This is a genomic window from Colwellia maritima (assembly GCF_022669015.1).
GTDB lineage: Bacteria > Pseudomonadota > Gammaproteobacteria > Enterobacterales > Alteromonadaceae > Colwellia > Colwellia maritima.
In genome coordinates, this window is sequence record NZ_JAKKSL010000004.1 from 269,421 (window position 1) to 293,700 (window position 24,280).

Below are 24,280 nucleotides of genomic sequence, written 5' to 3' on the forward strand. Positions count from 1 at the left end.
GGTGGTTAACTCTTATTTGTTCTATTTTTATCATTTTTCTTCTATCCCTTTCTTGAAACTGACCAACTATTATGAATATGTTTGTTCCGAGAAAAGTCTTGGTCTCGAGTAAGATCAGACATGTTTTTTGCTTGTAATCCTAAAGCGTCTAATCCTTCAAAATCCATTTTGAAATTACGTTTATTGTTGGTAAAAAATATTTCGCCGCCACGGTTAAGTGATTTTAACGCATCAGCGAGCAAAGCAATATGATCTCGCTGAACATCGAAGCTGTCTTCCATGCGTTTTGAATTTGAAAAAGTGGGCGGATCAATAAAAATCAGATCATACTTTTCGGTGTTCTTTTTTAACCAATCTAAGCAATCTGCTTGTACAAACTGATACTTATGACTACTCAGCTTATTTAATGCAAAGTTGTCTTGTGCCCAATTTAGGTAAGTGTTTGACATATCTACTGTGGTAATGGACCTAGCACCATGTAATGCAGCTTGTAATGACACCGAACCTGTATAGGCGAAGAGGTTTAATAAGGTTTTATCTTTCGCTTTTTTCGCGATTATTTGACGCGTTTTACGATGATCTAAAAATAAGCCAGTATCAAGGTAATCCCATAAATTAATTTTAAATAAGGCGCCATGTTCGTTGATGGTAATGGATTGCTTTGATTTATCAACGCGTTGATATTGGTTGCTGCCTTTTTGTTTTGCTCTGGTTTTAAGTACCACTTTGTCGGTTGACACACCGAGCACTTTCGGTGCCCAATAAATAACTTCTTGTAAACGTTTGGTTGCTTTATCGCTGTCTATCGTTTTTGGCGCGGCATACTCTTGAATAACTAAGTAATCGCCGTATATATCGATAGCTACGTTATATTCAGGAATATCAGCATCGTACAGCCGATAACAATCGATTTGATTGGATTTTAGCTTGACCTTTTAAGCTTTTACGGTTTTTCTTTAATCGGTTAGCAAAGTCACTGTCTTGCTCTGCAAAGGAGGACTGTGGGTTTACCGCATCTTTTTCAAGTTGTTTTTCATCAACATTGTAAAGTGCTAATTGACAATCTAAAGGACCATTTTTAAATTTATAGCGTTTAAAGCCGGATAATTTAAGCATAGCAAGCAGATCAATATTGGCGGTTAATATAGCAACTCGCCAATTAACAAATTGCGCTTTTAATTTTTGACCAAAGAGTACAAAATTTTCTACAAGCTCGGGCAGTTCACCAATACGCTCACCGTAAGGGGGATTAAATAAAATGGTACCATTACCTGTGGTGAAGCGCTAGAGCCATAAACGTTATTCATGTCATTGGTATTTTGGCATTTAAATTCAATAAAACGCTGTAATTTGGCATTTTTAGCGTTTTGTTGGGCAGTACTAATAACACGAGAGTCTATATCAATACCAAACACTTTAAGATTATTTATACTGGCGTGTTCTAATGATGTAGTTGAACTGCTTATAGCTTGTTCTAACTGAGTCTGCCACAATTCCTCATCATGCTTTAACCAAGCATCAAAGCCCCAATGATCACGTGTGATACCAGGTGCTTGTTTCGTTGCCATGGCAACCGCTTCAATTAAAATAGTGCCTGAGCCACACATAGGATCAACTAATGGCTTACTGGTATCGTCTAACCAATTTGACCGTAAAATGAGTGCGGCAGCTAAGTTTTCTTTTAATGGTGCCGCACCAGAATGCTCACGATAACCCCGTTGAAATAGTCCTCGACCAGAAAAATCTAAATAAAGGCTGACGTTGTCTTTTAATAGTCGAGCTTGAAAACTAATTTGTGGAGATTTTTTATCTACATCCGGTCGTTCATAACCTTGCTCTCTAAATTGATCAACAATGGCATCTTTAATAGTTAAACCGCCAAATTGGCTATTGCGAATTTCTTCACTGTAACCAACAAAGTCAATTGCGAAAGTAGTATCGCTATTAAAATGTTCTAACCAATTTACTGTACTAGCCGTTTTAAATAATTCATCTTTGTTTTTTGCTTCGCCTTCACCTAGTTTTAACATGACGCGCGTAGCGAGGCGCGTCCATAAACAAATTTTATAGCCGAGCGCCATAGAAGCAGAAAAATAAACACCTTCAGGCTTTTGAGTTACTGCATCAGCGCCAAGTTTCTTTAATTCTTCTACGAGTAAAACTTCAATACCGGGAGAGGTGAGGGCTAAAAAGTGTTGCATGGGCAAGGTCATTGTGTGGTTCCAGAAAAAACATTGCCGCGATTATAACGAAAGTACGCTCACACATAAACAAAAGTTAAAGCTAATGTCGCTAAATAGCTTACAAATAACACATAACGCAGAACATTTGACCGAATAGGTATTTTTTTTAAAAAAGCACTTGCTTTCTTAAGGCTCTATCCTTACTATACGCCTCGATTTCAGGGAGAATATCTTTGGAAGCTTCTTACAATATGAAATAAAACTATTGTGGCTTACCTTTATCTTTATGTTAAAGGTCATTCTGACGCGGGATGGAGCAGCCTAAAAGTTCAACCTCGTCGGGCTGCTCATATAAACGAATAGCCGAAGGTCGTCATTTTTGTTTCAAATCTGGCTTCCGCAACCAACTTCTTGCAATATGAAGTAAAATTATTGTGGCTTACCTCAATAGAGGTCATTCGGACGCGGGATGGAGCAGCCTGGTAGCTCGTCGGGCTCATAACCCGAAGGTCGTCAGTTCAAATCTGGCTCCCGCAACCAATTCTTTCAATATGAATTAAAACTATTGAGGCTTTCTTCTTGTTTCTCAAGAAGTTCATTCGGACGCGGGATGGAGCAGCCTGGTAGCTCGTCGGGCTCATAACCCGAAGGTCGTCAGTTCAAATCTGGCTCCCGCAACCAATTTTACTTGTTTAAATTCTACAAGTTATATTCTATAAATTAATTTACAACAATCATTTTAGATGCATATTTTTCTCTAATTTAGAGTCGTGTGATGTAAAATCAAGTCACATAAAATATTAATTTATTTGCTGATCTAAAAAATTACTCACTACTCATTTTATACCAATAAAAGTAATTAGGTTCCCATTTAAATCCAATATCCAGAACAGAATTTTTTAACACCAAAGCTTCATTAATAAAGTGCCATTATTTTATTTGCTATTAATCGACAAATTACACGAGTAATAGTGTCATCAGAATGTAATGCTCGCTTAAACGAACTGCACTTTTTAAGTGTTCAAGTTTGAAGTTCGAGTAAATTATGTTTTTTATATTGTTCTATGCGAGGGGCTGTGATTGAGTCAAAGTGTTTCAAGGAAGGAGCGCTTATTTGTGTATACGAAGGTTGTTATTATGCCTTGTTCTGTTTGCTACATGTTCAACAAGTTTAATTTATAATAATCCTAGAGTGACCTAGAAGGCGTCCTGATCTAATAGCTTGTCTTGGACTATTTACCGTGCTATATTTCCGTATGTAATTGGATATACTGTAAATTTAATAATAAGTTGTAAGCTTTTTATTTGCTGTCGAAAAGGATTTTGGTTTGCACCCTCATTTTTTCATAACATCGAATACCTGCCTATTTACATATAAATTTTAACTATGTAATTCATTCTTTATTGTTAATTAATATCTTAGTGATCAATCAAGGAACTCAAATGTTGTTCGGCTTTTACTTGCGAAAAATTTTCATCGCTTTAAGTTTTATTATTGTTTTTTTTTCAAGCTTTTCTAAAGCAGATGTTGATATTAGAGTTAGTGATGTTAGAGCATTGTCTAATGGTGTAGATGTTGATTATGTTGCAAGTATTTCCTCGTGTGGTGATTTAACCCAAATCCAGGCCGGGACATCGACAAAGTTAATCAATTATACTCATGATGATATTGTTTATAATCCGACACGACCATCACAATGTTATCTCCATTTTTCATTGTCAGGAGCCGGTCGATTTAGCCCTGTTTTAAGTTTGACATACCAAGGTTCAGATGCTGAAAGTTATTCAGAATCATTTTCTTATGAAGATATTTCACCTGAATTATCTTTTAATAGCGCCAGTATAATCGGAGAGGCCAACGAACAGCGTCTTATTATTGAAGTTGAGGCTACAGATAATCAAGATATAACCTACATCTCATTTGATGTTGTAGGTCTAAGTGCTGCAGTTTTGAGGAATTCCGGAGGTGTTGTCGCTGAAGCAAAAGAATCTTCTTTTGCTAGTACAACTGTGGCTCAGCGTGTTTATCCAATAAGCGATACTCAAACTACATTCCAGTTATCTATTCCGTTAAATCAGTCACTATCGATGGACCAAATAGCGTTCGATACTCTAATATTATCCGATATTACTGTAGTTGATGCTTCTGGGAATCATGATTCCATTTCAAAAGTGGCTTTTACTGGTGATTCCATTCAAGAAACTGCTAATGCTTTAGTTGTTTCTAATACACAGATAGTTATAAGTAATGCGCTACAGACTCCTGTCATTATACCCGCTATAGAATTTCAGTTTAGAGGGGTGGTTAGTTTGCCTGGTGCAGGAAATGGGATTTCATATGCTTCGTCTCACCCAGATCTCGTTGATGTAACATCAGCAGGTGTTATTTATGCATTAAAAGAAACTGCAGGGCAGCAGGTTTCAATTACTGTTTCATATGCCGGGCTTGAAAGTGTCATTATACCAGTGGAAGTGGATTTTTCTAAAGAAATGGTGGGTATAACGTTGGAAGGGGTTGATGTTAATAACCCGCTGACGCTTCCTAGCCTTAATACTTATTATGCTTTACCTGAAATGGTGGGGGTATTTGATGATGGAAGTACTACTAGTCTTAGCGGGCACTGGACTCCCCTTATCAGCCTGAATCCCTCAATGAGCGCTTTTTTAGAGAAGAACACTCATCAGCAAATAAAGTCGAGTGTCATTATTACTGAAGGTAGTGATTATGGCTTACGTCTTAGCTTGCAAGAGTTGCCGGGCGTTTTTGCTGATATCCGTGTAAAAGCTATAGATAAGGCTCCTTCAATAGAGTTAGATGTACCTTCAAATATTTTTTCTGATAACGATCTACTTATTAGTGCTGTGGTAAATGACGATGTTGGCATTAATCAGGTACAATTTTTTCTTGATGATGCGAGTATCGGTACAGTATTGAAACCTCCTTACGAATTGATGTTACCTCTATCTTCACAATTGGAGGGGCGAGTTTTAAAGCTGACAAGTAAAGTCACTGATACTGCGGGTCAACAAACGTTATCCATTGACTATGAGGTTACTGTAAACGCTCCAACGGAAGCGACAATTCCGGCATATAGCTTCGTAAAACCTTTTGATGGACAGCGTATTGTTGAATCGTCACCTATGAAAATTCAAATTGAGTCTTCGTTAGGTATTTTGCCAGATGCTGCTAGAGCTAGTGGCATAAAAAGAGTTGAGTTTTTCTTTGATGGTAAAAAAATTGGTGAAGCACGTTTTCCTGGCATTGAGGTACGAGATGTCGAAGGTTCTGAAGATCAGGAAATGTTTGAGACATGGAGTATGAGCGGAAATGTTCCATCCATATCTACAAATGAGTCGTCTATAGCTGTTGGTGCAATAATTTATACCCACTCGGGGCAGGAATTAGCACCAAAGAAAATAATACGAGTGGTAGAGAATATTGCACCAATTGTAAATATAGTAACTCCGGTTACCGGAGGTATTGTTACCGTAGGTCAAAAATTACCGATAAAGATAGAAGTAATTGATGATTCCTTAATGCTAGGTGCAAGTATTGAGATTTTGCTAGAAGATAAGGTTATTGCAAGTAGAAGTTATTATAACGACTCCCCTGATGTTGAAAGCTTAACGACACAGTCAGCATTTCAAAATTTTTCTTATGAAGTGTTAGCAGAAGATGTCGGGTCAACATTAAAACTGCAAGCAAAAGTAACTGATTTTCATCAAGAAACGAGTCTATCTTCTATTGTCCGCATCCCAGTGAAAAGTGATCAGTCACCGACCATTGCTATCTCTAATCCATCGGTTGGATCTTCATTTGTTTCTGGGTTGCCAATACAATTAAGAGCTGATGCGGTGGATGACATAAAAATAAGCAGAGTTGACTTTTATGTTAACTCACAACTCGTTGGCTCTGATCATATCCCACCCTATGCCTATAATTATGAAACGCAAAAAGAGTTGTTGGTTGAACAAAAGTTGACTATACACGCGATAGCTTATGATTCATCTGAACAAGAAGCTGTCAGTAACTCTGTAGATGTTACACTAGGACAAGATGAAGAGTCACCTGTTGTTAACATCAGTTCACCATTTATTTCTGCTTCTGATGTAGGGGATGATATTGCAGGCGTCATTGCTCAAAGTGAGTTTGTCTTCAAAGTGACGGGTTTTGATAATGTTGGAGCTGAGCGTGCAGAAGTTAAAGGTATTAAAAGCGAAGGTAATGGATTTGTATTAACAGGGAATACCGAAGATATTATAACTGGAGATGATTTTCCTATTCAGAAAATTCCTGGCGTATTAAACGCTTATAGCGCATTAAAACTAACTAAAACGCCAGAATATATAAATAAAACCTCAGCAGAATACGACAAATATCCAGTGTCGGTTACCGTTTTTGATGAAACAGGAAATAGCTCTACGGCTAGTATTATCATTGGGGTATACCCAGATAAACCACCTACTGTAACGGATGTAACCACCAATAACTCACTATATTTCATCAAAGACACAGTTGATATTCAAGTTTTATCAAATGACGATAGAGCAGTCACTCGTGTTGAAACTTCTTATAAGCTTAATGGCGATATTCTTGCGTCTCATATCTTTAGTAAAGAAAGTGGCTTAGTGCCAATGCCAATTTTACAGGTAAACGATAAACTTAATTTATCGGAGTTGCCTTTGTTGAACGAAAAACAGACGATAATTGTTCAGGTCGTTGCATTTGATCAATTGGGTCAAGAGTCAGGTATATTTGAGTCTGAAATAAAAGTAACGGGGGATATCGAAGGCCCACTTGCCAAGATTACCAATCCTGTGCCAGGCTCAATATTGTATGCTGAAGATAACGTAACTTTTTCTGTCAGGGCTAGTGATGGAAGCGGTTTGCAGAAAATTAAGATCATGAACGGTGATTTAGAAGTCAGTGTTTTTGACTTTAGTGAACAACCTAAAGAGGCTAATGAAGTCTTTAATTATAATATTCCCCAAGATGTTGACTCTCTCGTTTTAACTATTATTTCGACGGATGTGTTAGGAAACTCCTCAACATTAAATCAATCTTATACAATTGCGACTGATATAAAGCCTAACATATCTATCCGTCATCCTGCGGCAGGATCACGCTTGGTTGAAGGAGAGAGCTTTACTATCAATGCACTCGTTAGCGATAATAGAAGTATTCAATCGGTTGAAATTTTTATAGAAGAAAACGGTATTTCAACATTTTCAAAACGTTTTTCAACATACGAATCTGAACATATTGTTAATGAAGGTGCATATTTCAGCGCAAATTTACGTGTACCTCATAAATCAGCTCCAGGAATGCTAAAAATCGGAGTCCGAGCACAAGATAGTGTAGGTCTAGTTACAGAAAAATTACTCGATTTAGAAATAATGGATGATCAGAAAAACCTAATATTAATCTATCTAATCCAGTTGATGACCTAACCATATATGCAGGTGAGGCGTTTAAACTATCAGGTATTGCTAATGATAATAATTACATAGATAAAATCACACCAGTACTTATTAAAGGCAGTGAAGAAATTCTACTCAGTTGGGAAGTATTTACCAGAGAAGATCGTTTAGAACAGATCCTAGTAGACAATCAAGATTCTTTTGGATCTGTTGTTGCTGCCGAGAGGTTTTATAGTGATTACAGTGGTCGTATTCGTATTCCTGATGAAATGCAAAGTCGTGCAGGAGAAACGTTCGACTTTCTTTTACGGGCTTCAGATAAGGGTATTAATATTTCTGAATCGAATAGTTTAAAAATTACGCTTAAGTTAGATGATGAAGCACCTGAAATACAATTTAACACACCTGATAAAAACCTAGTAGAAGGGCAGTTATCTACGCTCTCTTTAACTATTAGGGATAATATTTCAGTCGCTAAGTATAGTATAGATTTAGTTGATAATGAATCGAGGGAAGTGTTATCAGAAACAGGATTAGATAAAAAAGATATTTCTATAACAAACACTGATGTTATTGATTTGTCGAGGTATAACCCTTTACCTCTTGAAGGGATGAAGTTCAGTATTATTGCTCATGCAGAAGATAGCTCAGGTAATAAAACCAAGGAAACCTTGCAAATAAGTTTAATGCCAGATCAGCCACCAATAGTTAAGGTGATAAGTAGATTTCCTGTAAGTAATCTCACTTATGGTGCAACACAATATACTCGTTTAGAGGTTACTGATGATTATGTTACCTCTGATAATCCCAACCAACTATCTGTGTTATATACCTCGCTGAAAGGTCTAGATGATATTAACAAGCGTAATTTGCTTAACGATATTATCGTAACCCCCAGTGATGAACTTAACCGTTTTAGCTTTAACTACCCTGAGGCCGGTAACCTATCAGGTAGTTTACAAGTTAATGAACTAGATTATTGGTTATTTACTAAAGATAAAAGCGAGCTCTTAGCGAACCAAATTTCAGACGTAGAATCTTTACAGTTTTCAGTGGACGGTTATACAGTTAGCTACCTAATAGATGTTTACTCCGCGATATGTGTTCCCCACAATACTTGCAATACCAAGTCGCTTCAGCAGATCTAATTGCTCAAAATGGTGTACTTAATGTCAATTCCTACAAACCAACATCAGGAAGAGTCATTGTCACACCAATAATAGATGGTTTGGCTGATGAAGAACAATTTCTCAAGCAAATACACGTGAGTTTTCAAGAGCTACCAGATATATTAAGCTATTCTGACGAAGAAGTTAAACGAACCGTTCGCTCATACAATGTCATTAAATTAACTATTTTAGACTTTGACAATACAGAAGGAAGAGGTTTTTTAAGTCATGAACCTTTAGTTGGTATAAAAAGTAAAAAAGAAGAGTTAAGCCACTTTATTCCATCCTCAGCCGATCCTGCATATAGCGATATTTTTATGTTTGCAGCATTGAGCGATAAGTATAGTGCTCAGCGACCTGCGCAAATAACGCCACTTATAAGTACATTTAACTATGTGGCAGATGAAGAAAGCCCATCTTTAGCTATTTTATCTCCTGTCGATGGTTCTGTCATGGTGCCAGGAAAAACCATTGAAGTAAGAGTTCAAGTTACTGATGATACTCAAGCCATTAGCGATCTAAGTTTGACTGATAATCTTGGTTATATAGCTAAAGTGACAGGTGAATATCAAAAAAATGATGAGTACGTTTTTCAATATACTGCTCCATTGAATCAACCTGGTGGTGAAATACATTTAAGTGTAACAGCAAAAGATTTTTCTGGTCGAAGTAGTGCCGCTAGTGTTGCTCTACCTATAGAAATAAACCAAGCACCTCAGTTAAAGTTATTATCATTTTCTAGTTATAAAGTTTTCAACCAATCTAAGAATAGTGATGAGTTCACCAAGATTGTTGATGAGCCAGAGCGAGTTAATTATGGCGAATTTTGGCTTCGCACAGGTGAAGAATTTGAATTATCAACAGAGATATCTGATGATGCAGCTTTAATTCGTTACAAAATCATACGCTTTAACCGTGACGGTAGTACTAGTGTTGAATTTGAACATGAGTTTGCTAACCAGTGTCCAGTTTTACCCGTCTTAAGCAGTATTGAAAAAACAGAGATATTATTTAATGAGGTAGAGCCAACAGAATACGAAGTATCAGTTGAAGATAACTCTGGAAAAGTTTCAACACGACGGTTTATCATCCATCCTATCAATAATATAACTCCGGAAATTAGAATAACCTCTCCGAGTGAAGGGCAATTTATTGTAGCGGGTACCTTTCAAATAGAGGTGGGGCTATTGGCTGCAGATGATCGCGAAATATCTATCAATGATATAGAGATTTACGCAAACGGGGTGCCATTAACATTTGTAGATATAGGCGTGACAGGTAATTCAGATGCCTCTAATGAACGAGCGTTAAACTCTATTTATGATGCATTAGAAATCAAGTATTCTGAAGAGGTTGCGCAAGACTATGCACGTTCAACAAGTGATAACTTATTAAACCTAGTTGCGATATACAACGTACCGAGCGGGCTCATTAAATTTAATGAAAATATTGTACTAACAGCACAAGTTAAAGACTCTGATAACTCAATAGGGAAAACAGAGGTTACTTTTATTGGTGCAGCGGATGAAATTAAGCCAGAAATTGCCATTATAAAACCTGTCGTGGGTTACGGGCCACCTGAGTTCTCAGATTTTTCGGTTGAGTATCGTGCATATGATAATGTTAAAGTTGAACAGCTTGAATTTTCAACCACTTATGGTGCTCAGCTTGCTGATGGTACCTATCAAAAATTGGGGTATAAATTACCGATACGTACCATCAATGATATCAATGCTATTGATCATGAACCTATTACTACTAACAATATTGATACCTTGATCTATAAACAAATTGTACATGTGGAAAAATTGGCTGAAATTGGTGGTTTATTTGATAATTTACCACTAGCGGATACTGAGAGATTTGATATTTGGATTAAGATAGATGCTCGTGACCCTTCGGGTAATATTCGCAGTAGAGAACTCAGTTTTCCAGTGCGTATTGATGAAAGGCCCGTAGTTGATATTGTGTCACCACTGGATGGCAACCAAGTTGTAGAATTAACATCTTTATTAGTTAATACCAATGCTTATGATGATGTTGGTATTGATTCACTCCGTTTAGTTGCCTTATCTGGTTCTTTAGGGAATGAGACTGAAATATACAATGTTTTATTGCGACAACCTCCTTATAATTTTAGCATTGCCATGCCGGCATTTAATACGAACGATAGCTCTAAAAACCGTGTTGTATTAAAGGTTGAAGCTATCGACACCTATGGAGCCGCTTTTGGTGATTTGGATAAACATACAGCTTTAGAAACTATTATTGTCGAGATCATAAAAGATGTTCCACCTGAAGTGGTTATATCTAAACCTGTAAATGGTGATGATCCGGTAATTGAAGGTACAAATGTATTAGTTCAAATTAATGCAATAGATGATGTTGCTATAGATAGAGTGACATTAAATGTAGCTAACTTAATTAATGGCGATCGTACCTTTACTGACGTTAGTTATCCTTATGAGTTTTTCTTGAATATTCCTTACGGGCAAGCAGGAAAGACTATAACATTAAGCGCAAGCGCCACTGAACAGCGCGCTAGTGGTGCAAAACGAACAGTAGCAGCTACAAATTCTGTTGAGCTAGATATTATCAAAGATGTTGAACCACCTGTATTCATTCAAGTCGCGCTTCCCCCTGATGGTGGCACTAGCGTAGCCGAAAAACGTAGTTTTCCCTATCAATTTGATGTCTCAGATAATGTCAGTGTTTCTTCGGTCAGGTTAGTGCTTTTTGTCGATGGTAATAGTGATGGTCAATTTGACACGTCTGAAAAAGAAAGTGAGCAATTATTGATTGCAAGTCCGTATGTTGGCCGCTTTAATGTCAAATCTATCAAAGACTATTACCAAGGTCATATAGACAATATACCTAGCCAACTGGATATGCAGTTAGTTATGTATGCCCAAGATGGAGCAGGTAATGAATCATTTGTTAAAAAATCAGTTATTTTGGTTAAAAACTCCCCCTGAAGTAACAGATATAAAAATTTTGGATCAACGAGGTAATAATCTTGGCTCAATTGCTGAAATAACACAAGGAAGAGAGTTTGTTGTTGATGTGGTTGCAAATGACCCCGAAGTAGGTGTTGACAGTGTAACATTGTATCAATCCGTTGGTGACGGTGGTGAAGATGGCTTTCAAGCTGTTTCAACTGATGGTTCTGCCCCCTTTCAATTTCATATATCAGCGCCAGTAGATCAAGAGGGTAAAACATTAAGCTTCCGTGCCATCGCTTTAGATCTCGATGGTAATAGCTCTGAATTATCATTTATCCGCTCATTAAGCATTATTGAAGATAGACCGCCGACGGCAGTAATAAAAACGCCACTTAATAATGCGGTTTTTATCGATGGGCAAAGTATCGATATTCAGGTAGAGGCATTAGATGATCTTGGTGTGGGCGGTATTGACCGGGTGGTTTTTTACCTTAACAATAAACCTGTGTATACGGCATATCAACATACAGAATTAAATGAAAATTATTTTTCAGCCTTAATTGAACCACCAGTAGGTGTAGATGGATTTTCTATACAGGCGGTTGCCTATGATGTACTTAACCAAGCAGGTAGCTCTAGCGTAGTTAAGATAGGTCGTATTGACGATACGGTTGCACCTACAATTTCAATTATTAAACCGTTTGATAATGATATCTTAACTACCGGTGAGCAGCTTGTTGCTGCGGTTAGTGTAACTGATATTGGTATCGAATCTGAGCGTCGTATATATATGACATGGGTACGAGAGTATCAGGATGAAACCGGCACTTGGCAAACACTTGATACTCAGGAAATTGAATTATTTAGAAATGACGCACCCTCGGGACGGCCAGATATTCCGGTTAGTGAACCAGATCAGTATTCTTATATTTATTGGGCTAGGTTTTCTGACGGCTCGATATTACGACGCGGCTCACACGATATAGAAAGAGTACGTATTGAAACACGTATTGAAACGCCAAATCATATAATTAAAGATACTACAGTACATGAAGTAGGAATGCCTATTTCCGAGCGACGCTTTCTTGCGCCAACAAAGATAAGTGGTCTAGAGGTAGCAAATTCGGTTTATTATTCATCTGTTGCCCAGTTTATTAGTCCTGATCGAGAGGGAGCAATGGTTGGCTCTTGGTCAACACACGATCCTGCTCGTTTTGATAATTTAACAGTAGCCTCTAAATTTACGGCAAATAAAACGACAGAACAGTGCTCAATGTGTACGGGGTTGTTTTTAGCTGATTTTGCCTCGGAACAATCAGACTCTGGCGATATTCTACTTTATTCTGAGCTACTTAACGGCTCGAGTGAAATATTTTCAGGGACGATATCAGAAATATATGCTGATGAAAATGTTGTTTTAACGACAAAACACGGTATGCCAATTTTTGATGTTGACAGATTTCAAAATTATCTATTTAAAGATTTGCTTGAAGAAGAAATGGCGAAAGATGAGGATACTGGGAATACCTATTACGATAATGATTCGGGTGAATTGTTATTGTTTTCTAATCAAAATGGTGACGGTCAATTCGGTTTGCCTTACTTATTGGCCGGCCGTGTTGACTTACCCTTCATAGAGGTTTTTGGTTTATCGAGAAAAGATGACTTGGTTTTTGTTGCCAATGGTGCAGGGGGAGTTCAAGTCATCAATATTTCTAATATTCAAGCTCCTTATAGGGTTGGTTTTGTTAAACCTAATGGTTATGCGAGAGATGTAAAAATTAGTGGTAATTATGCCTATATCGCTGCTTCCTATGAAGGAGTTGTTGTAGTAGATATTGCTGATCCTAATTTACCTATAATTGCTGTGTTAGATACCCAAGGCGTAGCGAATAAATTACAAATTGTTGGCAGTAAACTATATGTAACCGATATGACTGGCGTTGGCAGGGTTTCTCAATTAAACATAGTAAATGTCAGTGATCCTTTTCATCCAAAAATGGAAAGAAGTATTGCGATTGAACCGGCACGTGAAGACTTTGTAAGTGATGGTGTTTATGACGTACATGTATCGGGAAATAAAGCTTATTTAAGTGTTCATTATTCTAATCAAGAAGATAAGCAAGTTCAAAGTGTGGTAGAAATAGTAGACCTTGAGCAGATCGACAAACCACATGTGGATGCAAGTATTCCAGTGGTGATAAATCGTCATGCGTCAGAAGATAACTTTGCTATTCGTGACTTGACACTTGCTCGAGGGGCTATTCAAGTCGCTGCGGGTAAATTAGGTATCAATAGAATTGAATTAACCGAACTTACTGTGGTTGCTCACACTCCGGCGGTAGATGAAGACTTTATTAGTACGTCTTTAGGTAATATTTCCATTGAGTTGTCTTCGGTCATTTCTCATGATGCGAATTTAGTTGATTTTGTCGAGATTTATGAAGGTGCTGTACTTGCAGATGGCGAAGGCTCTTATACTGTAGGTGAAAATATTTCAGAACGTTTTACTTTTTCTTTTGCAGAACGTAACAGTGAACCGGCTTATCGATTTATTGATATAAAGCCAAAGATTAAGGATAATTATTTACAGGCAAATCAACAGTACGTCGTTGTTGTTAAAAGAGGTCTAACGCCATTATCAGGTAATTCGCTTAGTCGTGATTATGTTTATTCTTTTTATACCTCTCTAGCGGGTTCACAACCTCTGCCTAATATTCATGCGATATCACCAGATTCTGGCTCGATAATTGGGGGAGATCAAATCACAATTGAGGGAGATAATTTTGGCAGTAATCCTAAAGTGTTTTTAGGTGGTTTGCCTTTGGTGATTAACTCCGTTGAATTAGCACAATCTGAAGGTGAATTAGATAGAATTATAGCGACCACTATTCCTAATGAAGCGGGTCCGGCAGCAGTACAAGTTGTTACTGAACAAGGATTAGAAGATAGAGTTATTGGCGCTTATACCTATCTAGATATACTGAAAATTTCATATATTACTCCCTCTGTGGTTGACGTTAACCAAGAGGGTGAAAATAATCACGTTGAAATTATTGGCTACGGTTTTAGTCAAAAAATAACTCTAAAAGCTTACCCCGTAGGCCAACCAGAAAATGCGGTTGTTGCGACTGTGGATGAAAATTATTTGTATTCATCCGTTGGTCAAGGTCAGTTAACGTTGTTAACACCTCAATCAATGTATTGGACTGTGCCAGATTTTGGTAATATTTACCGTGGTTATGTTGATGTAGAAATTAGCGATGAACAAGGACGATTCTATTATGCACCTAAATCATTATTTTATGGAAACCTCTCTGCTAATGTTCATATCAATCTAGAAGCGCCTTTTTCATATGAACAAATGAAAGACGAATTATCTGCTATTGCGAGTGGGGTCAGCTCAACGATTAGCCGAGATCCATCTAAATTACCTGCGGGTAAAATTGTAGGTTTAGCGGTTGATAGTGAAATAGGTCTTGTTTATGCGTTAGGTCGGGGTAGTGGTCTTGTTGGCTTGCCTGACATAAACCCCGTAAATGTCGTTGACCAAGAACAGTTTAGACAGTACATCACGCCTAGCCGGCTAGAGCTAATTCATTATGATCGCTCTGTTTTGCAAGATACGGCACCAATGGTTGGTTTAGGGTACTTTGACTTGCCTCAAGATTTAAATGCATCGGGTTTAGTTTTAGGCGACAATCATCTTTATGTAGCAGCCAAAGGCATGCATTTTCCTAATATAGATACACCTTATGAAGATTTGGTTTGGTTGCTAACCTATGATAGAGAGGACAGGTTGCCAGGTGAGTTAACCGGACAAGATGCACAAAATAGTTCAAAAGATAGGGATATACAATTTAGCATTCCTTTACCGTTTAATTTGCCGCCATCAGAGTTATTGATAAAAGATCAGTTATTAATTACCCATGCAGGTTCAGAGGGACTTGTGATTGTCAGTATTTCTGAGTCAGAACGACCAAGCGTGATTAAACATGTTAAAAAGTTTAACCAAAATGGTATTGAGCGTGATTTAAATGTAGCAGCGATTAGTATTCAGCAAAATTTTCTGTCAGTCTTAACTAGTGATGAAAAATCAATGCGTATTATTTATGACTTAAGCCAACCTGGATTGCCCCAAGTACAAGATCATTCGTTAGCAGGAACAAGAGTATTAGCAGGTATTGAACAACAGACAGGCACTGCTTTTTATCAAGACGGGGTGAATTTATTAAATGATACTAATGTTCAAAATCCATTAATAGAAGGAAGTTATAAGGCTAATGGTTTTACTTTAAAAGGAGAACCGCACGCATTAGTTGGTTTAACGTCTTTGGTTGCTAATCTCAATATTGAAGACATCAATAAAAATGGTAGTTTATTCTGTCATAAAGGATATTTAGCCATATTTGATATTAGCCAAAAGGCAGATATCAGTATTAAAGATTTGTCGGTGTTAACTGAGTGTAATAATAAGCTTGAAGAAATAACTTATGAAGGATATCCAACAACTTATAAAGCACCATTAGTCTATAGTGATGACGGTCTTGTGGTAACTATTTCTCAATACGATGATGGCTATGACGCATTAACCATTGTTGATACCCACATGCTTGATTTGGTAACAAGTTACCCAAGACAGCAACAGGCAGGCATTAGTTTAGATAGCTCAATGCAATTGAGCTTTTCTCAAGCAATTATTATTCCTGACGGGCAAACGGACACTCAATATTTGTCGCGATACCTTGCCCTAATTTATGATGACTCTAGTGAGACCGGAAAATCAGTTGATATCAACGTAGTGCTCGACTCACAAAACCCTCGCAAAGTAAGTATTATTCCTACAGAAAATCTCGAGGGTGACAGCGCATATCGCATTGTGTTGAAAAGTGAACCTTCAGATGGCGGGCGTCGAGCGACGGGGTTATTTGATCATGTTATCAGTTTTACTACAGGTAGTGGCTTTGGCGGGCAACCTGTTATTCATTCAGTAATCCCTCATGTTGTTGAGACTCATGGCGGCTTGGTTAACGTCGTTGTATCGAATAGTATAAACCCGACTTTTCTAGTCGCTAATTCACCGGTGATTCTGTCTCAAACAAATTTAGCGGATAATAAAGTTGAATACAGTTTAGAGCCGGCAGAGAATTTAGCAGGCTCGGCTAGTTTATCCATTATTGAACCTGACGGTAAACAGGCAACACTGCTCGGGGCTGTACAATATACAGAATCTCTTGTTTTAGAAAATATATCTCCTGTCGTTGGCAGCGTGGTAGGTGGTACAGCAGTTCGACTGACAGGTAGAGGTTTTAAAGCGGGAGTTGGATCGACTCAAGTGTATGTTAATAATACGCAAGTTTCAGCACATAATATAAAAGTTATTAATCAGCAAACCCTAGAATTTATAACCCCTCCAGGGCAGCTTGGCTTATCAGACATTCGTGTAGAAACGGTAGGTCAACAAGAAATATTGACCGACGCCTTCACCTATTTACAGCCGGTTAAAAGCAATATAACGGCGAGTAAAAAAGATACTTTTTATGATATAAAAATAGATCCCACGGGTACTTATGCAGTTGCAGCTGCAGGTGATGGTGGCGTTCTTATCATTAATATAGACTCCTCAACATTTACGGCCGATGCCAATGATGTGACCAATATCGATGAATTACGCGAGCTAATCGATAAAAATAAAGACAAAGTAGATGATCGAATTGTTTCACGAATTCTGCTCCCGGGCGGTTATGCGGCCTTAGGCATAGATCTTTTCTTTGAGCGAAACAATGATCGTATATTTATTAGCGCAGCTAAATTGGGCGGAACTACCAAAGATGCCAAATTATTTATTGTTGCAGTTGATAGTCTCGATATTACCACGTCAACCATAGTTAACGAGCTTCCTCTTAATGCAAGTTTTGCTAAAGGTATTGAAGTTAAGAATAATCAAGCGGTTATCGCTATGGGTGATAAAGGTTTAGGTATTGTTGATGTCTATCTGCACAGTAAAGTTTACCTCGCTGATTATATTGCTTTACCTAATAATAAACCGGCATTAGATGTCACTCAACTTTCTAGTCAAGCGGGTATTTCTGCTCGTTTTGCTGTGGCAGCCGGAGAATTTGATTTTGCTTCTAATCGTTTAACCGATACTGAGGTTGTTGGCGGCGGTGGTTTTTATATTATCGAACGTAATAGTACTAAAGGTTTACAAATCCTTTCTAGTTTAGATATTCCTGCCTCTAAGGTTATTCTTGATAATACAAATTACGCATCGCCGAATCAATATGCATATCTTGCTGCAGGTGAGATTGGTGTTGTAATTGTTGATATTTCAGATGTATATAACCCCAAAATTATTCATAGAATCCAGACTCCGGCTTATGATATTTCACTGCAAGGTAATGTTCTTTATATAGCTCAAGCAGAGGTAGGCATTACTAGCTTTGATGTAACTAACCCCAAAGCACCGACAAAGCTCGACAGCTTTGAAGCATTAGGTGGCAGCAGTATTGACGTCGTATTAGCGACTAATTATTCGGCTATTGGCGCAGGAGTAGGTACTTTTGGTCATGGTGTGGTTCAAGAAACCCCTGATGCTATATTAAAGCTTAATTCAGTTAATCCGGCTAACGGAATACTTGATTTTGATACAGATGAAAAGCTAAAAATTCGTTTGAGATTCAATAAGGCCATTGATTTATTTGATGAAAACAAAGACCATTTTACTGTTTTGGATGAAAATGAACAGCCCATACCTAATCATATCGAAATAATAAATAATGACGCCATTATTTATTTAGATAGCAGTTTAGGCTTGGAGGTTAATGATATTTTAACCGTAGAAGCTACTGCGGGCATTATCGCGAGTAAACCCGTTTTACAAAATGGTGAACAAATAAATTTAGAGCTGTACAGGTTGAAAAGCACTCAGCGAGTGAACCTAGTCTACAGAGGGGCAAGACCTGAAACAATTAGTATAGATACTGTTTTTCCAAGGCATATTCAGCTTGACCATGCTGAAAATATAACGGTTTCAATGCTAGGCTCCCCGCTTGATATTAGTCGTATCCGCGGCTTTATTGGTGGCACTGAAATTGACGCTATATCCATTGATAGTAATAATGATGACGAGCGAATAAGTATTATTACCTTTGCTGTTCCTCCTATTGCAGCTAGTGGCTTGTACGATATTACTGTGATGGTTGAAAAACAAGGACTGTGGCAGTCAGTATCACTCTATGGTGCTTTGCAAGTTAACCAACCTATTGAGTTTACTAGTATCTCTCCTAAATGGGGGCCGGGTCGGTGGTACAAAAGTTACTATCTTGGGTAAAGGGTTCGAACCGGGCAATACAGTCATGGATGGATTGACGGTAAATGTAGGCTCACAACCGGCTCGAGAAGTTAGGGTAATATCTACCACAGAAATAGAAATTGTTACACCTCGAGGGGTTAGTGGTTATAACAACCTATATGGGCAAGATCGCTATGGTAATCAAACCTCGCTAGAGGGTGATAAAGGTTTTGGTTACGGTATTGCGCAATTATCTGTTACTAGAGCAGCGCTTGTTAACCCTGTTGATGTTTATGTTGAGCAAGAAAGCGGTGTAGCAGCACTAGCAACCGGTTATTTTTCTGATTTCAGTTATGGTGACGTGGTACGTCATGGCAATGCACAACTAAGCGATGACCAAAATGAAGATGTTGTCTATGACGGCACAGAGCTTAATGAGTCATTGTTTGCGGCCGACTTCAATGTACAAAACCCGACTTCACCCATTCTTGTTGGTGGAATACCAACATTACCAAGTGGCGAAAAGGGCTTAAATGAGATTGCCCGTTTCCAAACCTATGTCGAATTAGCAAGTAAGAAACTTAGAAGTGAGAACTTAATTGATCAACCTATTTTTACTGCCGCAGATCAACATGCACTTGATCGAGTAGACGGAGCTTCGTTACTCGGTTCAGTTGACTCTATTCGTGTATTGTTCAGTGAAGATGAAGAGGTCGGAGTACAGCATAAACGCTTGTATATGGCTGCAGGTAATGGTGGTATTACTCGACTTAATTTTGATGATCAAAATGGCATGCAAGTCATTGATAGTGTTTTGGCTGAGCAACAAGTGCGTGACCTTGAAAAGGTTGGTTATAGCTTGTTTGCATCAACATCTAACGGTGTTGAAGATGGAGGTGAACCTCTTCTTTGTGTTTCTGCTTCAGGCCCTGCAGCTAGTACTGCTTTTGAGTCTTATAGTTATATTGAATCTATAGATCCAATTAGTGTACCGAGTATGGGACACTTATCGGGTGGTGATCTGTTGTATTACAACAAAGGTCGGCTATTTAATGGCACTAATTCCTTTGGTAATCTTTGGGGAAGGTGCCCACCAAGTTGGCGGAAATCTTCCGCGGAGCCGTTAAGAAATAGTGATACCGATACTCTTAATGTTATCAATGTTTTTGATCCATTATTAACACAAAGTTATGACTTTGATGGCACTGTTTTTGATGTACTCAATTACGGTGACTATATCATTGCGGCTTTAGGTGATAAGGGCATTGATATTTTCCACCGAGACCAACCTGATACTAGGGTTCGTGTTGATTTAAATTTATTGCAAGCAGAGTCAAGCAGTGCTCATCGTCTTAAGCTTGCGGGAATGTGTTATTTGTTTCTGCTATGGGCAGCGGCGTTATCGTGCTTGATTTAAGTGAAGTAATGGCGCCACGCGTAATTTCTGCGGGTAATGATGAAATCATTAACTCGTTAGATATTTACCGAGATCGTCTGATTGCAGGTTGGGCCAGAAGGTTTACGAACACTACAATTACCTGCTGCCATCGTTTTGGCTACTTCAGTAAAAGAAGGTGACTACCTTGCGGCTAACGAGCCTTACCGAGTTACCTTCAACGAATCAGTTACTATCGAATCAGTTAAAACTGACGGCGTTGTTCAAGTAACAAGGCTTGATAGTAATGAAAGCGTACCTGTAGTTATTACGGCTATTGATAAAATTGATAGCAGTGCGCGTGAATTTGATTTTGATTTTGCACGAGAAACAGATGTTGCTTATCGTATTGATATAAATGATGTGCGTAATTTACGAGGCACAGGTCAATGGACGCCTTTTACTCAAACTTTTGTTCAAGCGAATGTTGACGCCTTGCGTCCGTATATCTCAAACCTTGATAACAATGTTTTCCATCGCGGTGATCAGCAGACAATTACCTTACATGGTGAAAATTTCCGACCAGAGATGACACTGTTAGTTGATGCCTACCCGGTGGCAATTAACTGGATAGATGAAAATACGGTAGAAATTCCTGCATCTGGTTTAGACATATTACCGCTAGCGATAGGGCAACATCACATCAGACTAGTTGATGCGGAACTTGAGCTTCAAGTTCCGGGTGCAATCCTCATAGGGGATGAGCTGATTGATGTTGAATTATCGTTAAGTAGAGATGCTGTTGACACCCAAGGTGACTACGATGTAGCCATTCGTGCTTCAAAATCAATAATTTTACCCGGCGCAAAAGTTATTATGCGCTCGTTGAGTGGCAATGAAATTCGTAGCGAGGTTAATGATTTAGGTTTTGACATTACTGATTTGCGAGATGATGTAAAAGATTTAAATACCTTCACCTTCCGTGTTCCCGGTGTACTTACGCCTGAGTTATACCAAGTTTACTTAGCGGTTAACGGCACAGAGCTATTGGTTGGTAATATTTCTTACACCCTTGCAGACGGCTTGAATATTGATTTGCCTAATTACCCACCTCAACAGATAGGTGCAACGGTTATTACCGATAATATTCTATTTTGTCGGAGTTAAATCTGGTGAAGAAGCAACAGCAGAGAATCGTTTCTTGATGCCTTCGGGATTAGAAATTTATGACATTAGTATCTGGGAACAACCAATTCGTATTAGCCAATTGATTACAGATGAGCCAGTAACAGGTATTGAGGTTGTAGACAATTTAGCGTTCTTAGCAAATGGCAAAAATGGCCTAGCAATTGTTAATATAACTGACTTGGCCAAGCCACTATTAATAGATAACCACCCAGTACCTAGTCATATAGCAACCGATGTTGCCTATAATACAAAAACAAAAGTACTTGCCATGTCTGTTGCTGATGAACTTGGCGCCGGATTTATACGCTTTTATGATGTAACGGATGATCAGCTTAATCCTCCAACAGGCTATAGTAGCCTGATCTTTAATGAAGGAGAACTTCGTGGGCAACCAGTTGATATTCAATGGCTTAATGACAAGCTTTATGTATTACTTAAACGTGATCAACAACTCCATTTAGTTATTTTCGATAACCTATCTGTAGCGGTCACTTATCAAGTTCACGCTATTGAACGTGGTTCAGTTGATAATATTAATGATGCTTCATTATTTGTTCAGTATGGTCAAATTACAGTAACCAAGCAATAAAGAATTGTTAGTTATACAGCCAAATGAACAGGGCGAATATAAAACTATCTATTGGGATGACTTAAATGTCTCGGGTGCAGAGGTCTTTAACAATCAAGGTAGTGCTTTTGTTTCAACAACCAATGGCGTTGGTGATGTTACCAGTCCATCACTAGTTATCAGTTCATTTGCTCCTGTAGACGGAGCTGAGTTAGCTAAAAATGAAAGTATTCGCATCCAGTTTAATGACTTAATCAATACAAATGAAGAAGTTATTGCTAGTGCATTGAGCTTGCAGCAAGCTGATGGCTCAGAATTGGCAAGTAACACCTATAATATTACGGCAACTAATACCTTAGCGGGTGCCAATATTGTCATAAGCTTTACTGAAGAACTGAGTTACACAGGTGCACTTAACGTTAACTTATCTACAGGTATTCAAGCGTTAAATACGTACTCTATATTATCTCCTTTAACCATTGATTACTTACTGGTTGACGGTAAACGCCCAAGTATTAATGCTATTAATCGCGTGATTGATGGGGAAGAAGTTCAGCACTTTTTCCATGCAAATGGTACTGAAATGGTACGTATTACCGGTGAAAATTTTGGCGATAACCTTGGTGAGTTAAAGATTAGTATTGGGGAGACCTTACTGCAGAACTCAAAAGTAACGCAGCTTTCAAATGAATTAATCGAATTTGTCTTGCCAGATCTTTTCCTAGCAAATGAGGTGATAACCCTACCTATTACCGTTGAACGTAATGGTTTGAGTGTTGTAAAACAAGGCGCGATTGTGATTTTACCTGCTATTTCTATAGATGATATCGCGCCTATTAGTGGATCTCCTCAAGGAGGAAATACCGTAGACTTGTTTGGTAGCGGTTTTAACCATTCAACCGAAATAACATTTGGCGGTGTTCAAGCGGGTGATCTTCGAGTTATCAATAGTGGACATATTCAAGTTCGTGCACCGGCGGGTACTTATGGCTATGCACCTGTAGCTGCAGTAAATAGCCAGTTTGAATATGTAGAAGTAGTATCCCCGATTGATTATTTTTATGCAGAGAAAGAGAAAGGTTCGGTTGATTTAAATACAGATAAAGCAAGCCCAGTCTCAGCAATTTTCCTTAAAGATCAAGTCCTGTATGCAGTTACAGGTGGACATTACGATGTTATAGGTGAAAAATCAGGTCGTATTGAAAAAGTACTCAGATCCAATGTCGCACGATTAGTCGTCACCAATGTTGCCGATCCAGTTCGCCCTATCATCATCGAGAAAGAGTTTGCCAATGTACTTAAGCCATATCATATTGACGTTACAGGTGGTTTAGCTCCAGAAGGATTTGTTGGTCTTGTTGGTGAAGGTACAAATTTATTCGCTCTTGGTGGAAAAGGACTTTATCATTTTGATATAACATTACCTACATCTCCGAATTTACTTAATACATTAGAGCTAGATGGAACGGCAAGAGATATCGCAATTGATGGTGATCTTGTCTACGTTTCCGACAGTGTCGGTATACATATATATAAAATTACTGATCAGCGAACTATCAGACGGATAAAAACAATAACAAGTATTGAGTTAAAAGGTACCACAGACAAAATTTACCTTGAAGGCAATAGCCTCTGGGCAAGTATGCCTAACTCAAGACGTGTTATTGAAGTTGAACTCATGTCTGGTGAATACAATATTGTCAGAGATGTACCAATTAATACGTTGGCAGGAAAACGAGTAAGACCTAGAGACTTGTTGGTAAAAAATAACTTGTTATTTATCTCTACTGGCAACTTAGGTACGGTTGAACTATTTTCGCTTGATGATGAATCAGGTACAGCTGTAGCAAGTTTGAACCTTGCCTATCTTGTGCGTAACGGTGATCTTTTTTTGGTCAATTAGAGTTAAAAGGTCAAACCCTTTATGTAGTGAGTGGACAAGGTGATTTGCAATTATTTGATATTTCATCATGGCTTGAAGGGCAATATAACAGTAGCATTGAGTTAAAAGACTACTTTTCAGTACTAGGTAATGCTGAAGCACTTGCTTTTCATTTGCGCTCTTTGTTGGTAGTGCCTTCCCTTATGTTGATGGAGAGGCTGCTGAAAATCCGATCCAACAACCTAGCTCTGTAACCCA

At 38.2% G+C, this 24,280-nt stretch carries 12 protein-coding genes and 2 tRNA genes; 11 read left to right on the forward strand and 3 right to left on the reverse strand.

What is annotated here, in order from left to right; genetic code table 11:
* Nucleotides 1-41 precede the first annotated feature (41 nt).
* Genes rlmKL through L3081_RS28620 form a run of 3 tightly spaced genes read right to left on the reverse strand, consistent with a single transcriptional unit; the run spans nucleotide 42 to nucleotide 2,213 of the window.
* Nucleotides 42-911: a bifunctional 23S rRNA (guanine(2069)-N(7))-methyltransferase RlmK/23S rRNA (guanine(2445)-N(2))-methyltransferase RlmL gene (gene rlmKL, locus L3081_RS28610; protein ID WP_338027435.1), complete on the reverse strand. Its 870-nt coding sequence runs from the start codon at nucleotides 909-911 to the stop codon at nucleotides 42-44.
* Nucleotides 883-1,260: a hypothetical protein gene (locus L3081_RS28615; RefSeq protein WP_338027436.1), complete on the reverse strand. Its 378-nt coding sequence runs from the start codon at nucleotides 1,258-1,260 to the stop codon at nucleotides 883-885. Before L3081_RS28615 ends, rlmKL begins: the two co-directional genes overlap by 29 nt.
* Entirely contained in the window at nucleotides 1,206-2,213 is a 1,008-nt protein-coding gene (locus L3081_RS28620; protein ID WP_338027427.1) for a THUMP domain-containing protein, read from the reverse strand. The genes L3081_RS28615 and L3081_RS28620 overlap by 55 nt, the downstream gene beginning before the upstream one ends.
* Before the next feature lie 433 nt (nucleotides 2,214-2,646).
* Between L3081_RS28620 and L3081_RS19885 the strand changes: the two genes are divergently transcribed.
* From L3081_RS19885 to L3081_RS19935, 11 genes are all read left to right on the forward strand, one after another.
* Nucleotides 2,647-2,723, forward strand: a tRNA-Met gene (locus L3081_RS19885).
* Between the two features lie 64 nt (nucleotides 2,724-2,787).
* Nucleotides 2,788-2,864: transfer RNA gene (locus L3081_RS19890), tRNA-Met, on the forward strand.
* A 762-nt stretch (nucleotides 2,865-3,626) separates the two neighbouring features.
* Nucleotides 3,627-7,634 carry an Ig-like domain-containing protein gene (locus L3081_RS19895; protein WP_242287990.1) on the forward strand — a complete coding sequence of 1,336 codons (4,008 nt, stop codon included), beginning with the start codon at nucleotides 3,627-3,629 and terminating at the stop codon, nucleotides 7,632-7,634.
* A gap of 239 nt (nucleotides 7,635-7,873) precedes the next feature.
* The gene (locus tag L3081_RS19900; RefSeq protein WP_242287992.1) at nucleotides 7,874-8,752 is read left to right on the forward strand and encodes a hypothetical protein; all 879 of its coding nucleotides are present in this window, start codon (nucleotides 7,874-7,876) and stop codon (nucleotides 8,750-8,752) included.
* Complete coding sequence (locus tag L3081_RS19905; protein ID WP_242287994.1) at nucleotides 8,704-11,748, forward strand: hypothetical protein; 3,045 nt, start codon at nucleotides 8,704-8,706, stop codon at nucleotides 11,746-11,748. The genes L3081_RS19900 and L3081_RS19905 overlap by 49 nt, the downstream gene beginning before the upstream one ends.
* Nucleotides 11,699-19,048, forward strand: a complete 7,350-nt coding sequence (locus L3081_RS19910) for an IPT/TIG domain-containing protein (protein ID WP_242287996.1) — start codon at nucleotides 11,699-11,701, stop codon at nucleotides 19,046-19,048. The genes L3081_RS19905 and L3081_RS19910 overlap by 50 nt, the downstream gene beginning before the upstream one ends.
* Entirely contained in the window at nucleotides 19,041-20,426 is a 1,386-nt protein-coding gene (locus L3081_RS19915; protein WP_242287997.1) for a hypothetical protein, read from the forward strand. The genes L3081_RS19910 and L3081_RS19915 overlap by 8 nt, the downstream gene beginning before the upstream one ends.
* A gap of 81 nt (nucleotides 20,427-20,507) precedes the next feature.
* Complete coding sequence (locus L3081_RS19920) at nucleotides 20,508-21,551, forward strand: hypothetical protein (RefSeq protein WP_242287999.1); 1,044 nt, start codon at nucleotides 20,508-20,510, stop codon at nucleotides 21,549-21,551.
* A complete protein-coding gene (locus L3081_RS19925) occupies nucleotides 21,508-22,161 on the forward strand; it encodes an LVIVD repeat-containing protein (RefSeq protein WP_242288001.1) in 654 nt (217 codons plus the stop codon). The genes L3081_RS19920 and L3081_RS19925 overlap by 44 nt, the downstream gene beginning before the upstream one ends.
* Nucleotides 22,162-22,165: 4 nt before the next feature.
* Nucleotides 22,166-24,043 carry an IPT/TIG domain-containing protein gene (locus L3081_RS19930; RefSeq protein WP_242288003.1) on the forward strand — a complete coding sequence of 626 codons (1,878 nt, stop codon included), beginning with the start codon at nucleotides 22,166-22,168 and terminating at the stop codon, nucleotides 24,041-24,043.
* Between the two features lie 26 nt (nucleotides 24,044-24,069).
* The gene (locus L3081_RS19935) at nucleotides 24,070-24,276 is read left to right on the forward strand and encodes a hypothetical protein (protein WP_242288004.1); all 207 of its coding nucleotides are present in this window, start codon (nucleotides 24,070-24,072) and stop codon (nucleotides 24,274-24,276) included.
* The last annotated feature ends 4 nt before the right edge of the window (nucleotides 24,277-24,280 follow it).

Bases quoted from the DNA above. Each gene is read 5' to 3' on its own strand.
- L3081_RS19895 (WP_242287990.1), top strand. From the start codon at position 3,627: ATGTTGTTCGGCTTTTACTTGCGAAAAATTTTCATCGCTTTAAGTTTT.
- L3081_RS19900 (WP_242287992.1), top strand. From the start codon at position 7,874: ATGCAAAGTCGTGCAGGAGAAACGTTCGACTTTCTTTTACGGGCTTCA.
- L3081_RS19905 (WP_242287994.1), top strand. From the start codon at position 8,704: ATGTGTTCCCCACAATACTTGCAATACCAAGTCGCTTCAGCAGATCTA.
- L3081_RS19910 (WP_242287996.1), top strand. From the start codon at position 11,699: ATGAATCATTTGTTAAAAAATCAGTTATTTTGGTTAAAAACTCCCCCT.
- L3081_RS28620 (WP_338027427.1), bottom strand. From the start codon at position 2,213: ATGACCTTGCCCATGCAACACTTTTTAGCCCTCACCTCTCCCGGTATT.